The sequence below is a fragment of the Blautia intestinihominis genome (assembly GCF_040096655.1).
GTDB classification, from domain to species: Bacteria; Bacillota; Clostridia; order Lachnospirales; family Lachnospiraceae; genus Blautia_A; species Blautia_A intestinihominis.
The window spans coordinates 1-5,159 of the sequence record NZ_JBBMEI010000125.1 but is presented as its reverse complement, the minus strand read 5'-3'; the positions used below and the strand labels follow the sequence as shown (position 1 = coordinate 5,159).

At 48.5% G+C, this 5,159-nt stretch carries 5 protein-coding genes; all 5 read right to left on the bottom strand.

What is annotated here, in order from left to right; all coding sequences use genetic code 11:
* A partial coding sequence (locus WMO75_RS18740) for an NAD(P)/FAD-dependent oxidoreductase (RefSeq protein ID WP_349078726.1) occupies positions 1 to 843 on the bottom strand: 843 nt, incomplete at its 3' end.
* Positions 840 to 2,024 (bottom strand): aminoacetone oxidase family FAD-binding enzyme, encoded by a 1,185-nt coding sequence (locus tag WMO75_RS18735; RefSeq protein WP_173906922.1) that lies wholly within the window; start codon positions 2,022 to 2,024, stop codon positions 840 to 842. The genes WMO75_RS18735 and WMO75_RS18740, both read right to left, overlap by 4 nt.
* 9 nt (positions 2,025 to 2,033) lie before the next feature.
* A complete protein-coding gene (locus WMO75_RS18730) occupies positions 2,034 to 3,317 on the bottom strand; it encodes a methionine gamma-lyase family protein (protein WP_118252940.1) in 1,284 nt (427 codons plus the stop codon).
* A gap of 32 nt (positions 3,318 to 3,349) precedes the next feature.
* Positions 3,350 to 4,297: a tRNA (adenosine(37)-N6)-dimethylallyltransferase MiaA gene (gene miaA, locus WMO75_RS18725; RefSeq protein ID WP_022214988.1), complete on the bottom strand. Its 948-nt coding sequence runs from the start codon at positions 4,295 to 4,297 to the stop codon at positions 3,350 to 3,352.
* A 9-nt stretch (positions 4,298 to 4,306) separates the two neighbouring features.
* Positions 4,307 to 5,159: DNA mismatch repair MutL family protein (locus WMO75_RS18720; RefSeq protein WP_494337575.1), on the bottom strand; the 853-nt coding region annotated here is incomplete at its 5' end.

Genomic DNA, 5,159 nt, shown 5'->3' with positions numbered 1-5,159 from the left:
CTTCGGTTCCATATAAACGCCGCGGCGGTTCAGCATCTCAAAAGTATCCCGTGCGCTGTGGCCGAGAGCCAGCACGCAGACCTCTGCCGGGATCTTTTCTCCGTGGTTGACCTCAACGGCTTCCAGTCTGCCATCCTTAAGGATCAGGTCCGTCATTGTCGTTTCAAAGCGGAAACTTCCACCCATTGCCTCGATCTGATGGCGAAGTGTTTCTACGATCCCGATCAGTACATCGGTTCCGAGATGTGGTTTCTGCTGATAGACGATCTCCTTCGAGGCTCCGGCTTTTACAAATCGTTCCAGGACTTCATGGTTACGTCCGTTTGGATCCTTGACCAGAGTGTTCAGCTTTCCATCAGAAAAAGTTCCTGCTCCGCCCTCGCCGAACTGCACATTAGAATCCGGGTTGAGAACACCGTCTTTCCAGAAATGATCTACCGTTTCTTTTCGTTTGGACGCCATTTCTCCCCGTTCGAGGACAAGCGGGCAGTATCCTGCCCTTGCCAGATACCACGCACAGAAAAGTCCTGCCGGTCCGCTTCCGACGATGACAGGTGGATGAATCAGCTCCGTACTTCCTGGTTTCGGGAAATGATATCTTTTCTTTTCTGTTGACATAATATTGTTACTGTGAACTTTTTTCAGAATCTGTTTTTCCTTTGGCACCATGACATCTACGGTGTAGGCGAATTTTTTGTCGTCCTTGTGTCTAGCGTCCAGGGACTGTCTTATGATCTCGTATGTGAAGCTGCCCTCCTGACATTTCAGCGTCCGGGCGATCTTCTTTTCCAGCTGTTCTTTTGTATGGTTTATAGGAAGTTTTAACTGTGTGATCCTTATCATCTTATCTCCTTTGCCGCATGAATGCCTGCCACTGCTCCGCTCGACCATGCCCACTGTAGATTATAGCCGCCGCAGGGACCGTCGATGTCGAGAAGTTCCCCTGCAAAATACAACCCTTTATGGAGCAGGGATTCCAGAGTCTCCGGATCTACTTCACCGGTATCTACACCGCCTGTGCAGACCTGTGCCTGTTCAAATCCGCTGGTTCCTTTGAGCTCAAGAGGAAAAGCAGTCACTGCTCTGTATGGATCTTTCTGTTTCAGGATAACCTTGATCAGTTTATCCGGCAAAAGCCCCAGCAGGCGTTCTGTCCTGGAAAGTTCCGGATATTCTTTTTCCCTTTTTGTGAGAAGTTCTTGAATGTTCTTCTCTGTATATTCTGGGAAAAAGTTCAGTGTAACGGATACTTTGCGTTTCTCTTCCAGGGCTCTGGCTGCCATTCCACTGATCTGAAAGACCGGTATTCCGGAAATCCCATAATCCGTCAGCTGGATCTCCCCTGTCTCGCTGGCAGTTTCCGTTCCATCGATCCACAGAGTGACTTTGCAGTCGGTGCGCACACCTGCCCATGCGGAGAAGAAATTGCCTTTTACCTTGAGCCCTGTCAGCGCAGGAAGCGGTTTGAGGATATGATGTCCGAGTTCCCTGGCAAGTACATATCCGCTTCCATCTGCACCCTGTACGGAAGAAGCTTTGGAGCCATTCGCGAGAATGACTGCAGCCCCCTCATAGGTCCACCCTTCTGTCTGGACTTTCCAGAGATCCTGTTCTCTGTAGATCTTCTGGACCTTTTCTCTTGTTTTGATCTTGACTTTAAGGGAGCGTGCCTTAAGAAGCAAAAGCTCCGGAATATATTTCGCCTGGCCGCCTCTTGGATAAAGCCAGCCTTTTTTGTCTGTCACAACAATTCCCAGTTCGTCAAAAAATTTCAAAGTATCTTCCAGCGAAAACTGAGACAGAATATCCCTGACAAATGCCGGGTTTTGTCCGTGGAACTTTTCCCAGGACATCTCCTGATTGGTCAGATTGCAGCGGCCGTTTCCTGTCACGCAGATCTTACGGCCCGGTTTCTCATTCTGTTCGAGAATCGTGACGGCTGCTCCGTTTCTGGCAGCCATGATTCCGGCAGTCAGTCCGGCAGCTCCGCCGCCGACAACGATCACCTGTGGTTTTTTATCCATAACGACTCCTTATTTTGATGGGAGAGTGACCAGATTCTTCTCTACCAGTTTCTGGAGAGACATCAGGACACCAAGTTTTGCATGTTCCCAGGTAAGTCCACCTTGGAAATAAACGGCATACGGTGGTTTTACCGGACCATCTGCTGAAAGCTCGATCGAAGATCCCTGTACAAAGGCACCTGCTGCCATGATCACCTGGCTGTCATATCCCGGCATATCCCATGGTTCCGGGTCTACATAGCTGTCAACCGGTGCTGCCGCCTGGATGCCCTTGCAGAATGCGATCAGACCTTCTGGTGTGCCAAGAGTTACCGCCTGGATGATATCCTGACGAGGTTCACTTCCGTTCGGTACGACCGGGAAACCAAGCTTCTCATAGATATTTGCTGCAAAAACTGCTCCTTTGAGTGCACCCTTTGTCACCATCGGTGCAAGGAAAAATCCCTGATAGAAAGAACGGTTTACACCGAGAGACGCACCGACTTCCATTCCAAGTCCCGGACAGGTCATACGGGTAGCAGCGTTTTCTACGCATTCTTTTGTTCCTGCGATGTAACCACCGATCGGTGCCAGACCGCCGCCCGGGTTCTTGATCAGGGAACCGACGATCATGTCTGCTCCGACATCACTCGGCTCGATCGTGTCTACGAATTCTCCGTAGCAGTTATCTACCATACAGATCACATCCGGTTTGATGCTCTTTACAAATGCGATCAGTTCGCCGATCTGCTTTACAGAGTAAGATGGTCTTGTCTGATATCCTTTGGAACGCTGGATCTCTACCAGGCGTGTCTTTTCGTTGATGGCTGCACGGATCGCATCGTAATCAAACGTTCCGTCTTCTTTGAGGTCTACCTGTCTGTAAGTAACGCCATATTCTGCAAGAGAGCCTCTGGACGGACGGATGCCGATGACTTCTTCCAGAGTATCGTATGGCTTGCCGGCAGGAGCCAGAAGTTCATCTCCCGGACGGAGATTTCCAAACAGGGCGATCGCAAGTGCATGTGTTCCGCAGGTGATCTGGGAACGGATCAGGCAGGCCTCAGTATGGAAGGTATCTGCATATACTTTTTCCAGTGTATCACGGCCGAAATCATCGTATCCGTATCCTGAGGAAGACTGGAAACAATCTGCATTTACTTTGTTTTTCTGCATTGCGAGGAGTACTTTCATCTGATTGTACTCTGCGACTTCATCAAATTTCTGAAAACGTTCTTTTAAAGATGCCTCGATCTGCACTCCAAAGTCATATACTTCTGAGGAGATACCAAGCTGTTCATACATTTCTTTCATGGTTTCTTATCATTCCTTTCTGTATTCGTCGTTTATCCAAGAAGGTCCTGTTCTTTCAGGACGCTCATCATGTATTCCAAGATTTCCGCTTCGTTCCAGTGGAACTGTTCTTTGTCCACCCAGATCACATCCTGTTCTCTCCGAAACCAGGTGAGCTGGCGTTTTGCAAAATGTCTCGTATCTCTTTTGAGGATACGCACTGCTTCTTCTAGAGGATATTCTCCTTCCAGATAGGCAAGGATCTCTTTGTAGCCAAGCCCCTGCATGGAGACCATTCCACGGTGGCATCCGCGTTCTCTCAGAGATTTTACTTCTTCGAGAAGTCCCTCCTCCATCATCTGATCCACACGCCTGTCGATCCTCTCATACAGGATCTCCCTCGGTGCGGTCAGGACAAAATATGCCAGATTATATGGTGACGTCTGCTGTTTCTGTTCTTCATTATGTTCTGAGATCGGGGTGCCGTTCTGATGATAAAATTCCAGCGCGCGGATCACACGTTTGACATTGTTTGCGTGGATGTTCTCTGCACTTTTGGAATCTACTTCGCGAAGTTTCTCGTGGAGATACTCAGCTCCTTTTTCTTTTGCAAACTGCTCCAGTTCCTCCCGGTAAGAAGTTTCCTGTTCTGCCTGTGTGAAATCAATGTCTCTGGTCACTGCCTGAATGTAAAATCCGGTGCCGCCTACCAGGATCGGGATCTTGCCTTTGGCATAGATCTCTTCCAGGGCGGCTTTTGCCAGTTCCTGAAATTTTACGATATGAAATTCTTCTTCCGGTTCCAGGATATCTACAAGGTAATGCGTAACGCCCTGCATCTCCTCCTTACGGATCTTTGCAGAGCCGATATCCATTCCTTTATAGACCTGCATGGAATCTGCCGAGATGATCTCTCCGTTCACTGCTTTTGCAAGGGAGATGGAGAGGCTTGTTTTTCCTACTGCGGTAGGACCTGTCAGCACGATCAATGGCTTTTTCATAACATACTCCTATACGATTCGTTTGAATTTTTTCTCCATCTCTGTCTTTGTCATGGAAATGATGGTTGGCCTTCCATGCGGGCAGTGGTATGGATTTTCAAGTGTCATAAGTTCATCCAAAAGCTTCTCAGCTTCCTCCATAGAAAGGCGGTTGTTTCCCTTGACTGCCGCCTTGCACGCCATCGTGGCGAGCCTGGATGCAAAAATATCCAGTGCATCTTTGCTGTTGTCGCTGTCCAGATGATCCAGCATCTCAAGGAAAAGTTCTTCTTCGGTGAGACCATAAAGATTGGATGGCACAGCACTGATGCAGTATTCACGACCGCCGAAATGCTCAATCTCAAAACCAAACTGTTCAAAGTAATCTTTGTTTGCGTTTAAGATTTCCTCTTCCTGCATATTAAGGGAAACGATCAGCGGCGGTGTCAGGTACTGGGAATCTATGGAATTCTCACGGAATTTCTTTACCAGGCGTTCATAGTAGACTTTTTCGTGGGCTGCATGCTGGTCGATGATGTAGAAATTATCGTCAAATTCTGCCAGCCAGTAGGTATCAAATACCTGACCGATCATCCGAATCCTGTTTCGGGATTCCGGAGCAAGGAGCTTTTCTTCGAAGAGTTCCAGCTGTTTGGGGGCTGGCTCTTTTTGTGGTGCGGGAGATGGTTCTTCTAGAGCAGATGGTGTCTCTGTGCTTGTCTGTTCTGTCTGCGCTTCTGATTCTATTGACGGTACGGGTTTCGTAGCGTCTGATGATTTTTCTGTTACCGGAAGTTCCTGTATTTGTAATTCTTCTGATTTTACGATTGCTGGTGTCTCCTGCGCCTGCGGTATGGTCGTCGTGGCTGGTGCTGTTTTTTTC

What these genes read in the sequence shown, in the direction of transcription:
- miaA (WP_022214988.1), bottom strand. Translation starts at nt 4,297, where the DNA reads ATGAAAAAGCCATTGATCGTGCTGACAGGTCCTACCGCAGTAGGAAAA.
- WMO75_RS18730 (WP_118252940.1), bottom strand. Translation starts at nt 3,317, where the DNA reads ATGAAAGAAATGTATGAACAGCTTGGTATCTCCTCAGAAGTATATGAC.
- WMO75_RS18735 (WP_173906922.1), bottom strand. Translation starts at nt 2,024, where the DNA reads ATGGATAAAAAACCACAGGTGATCGTTGTCGGCGGCGGAGCTGCCGGA.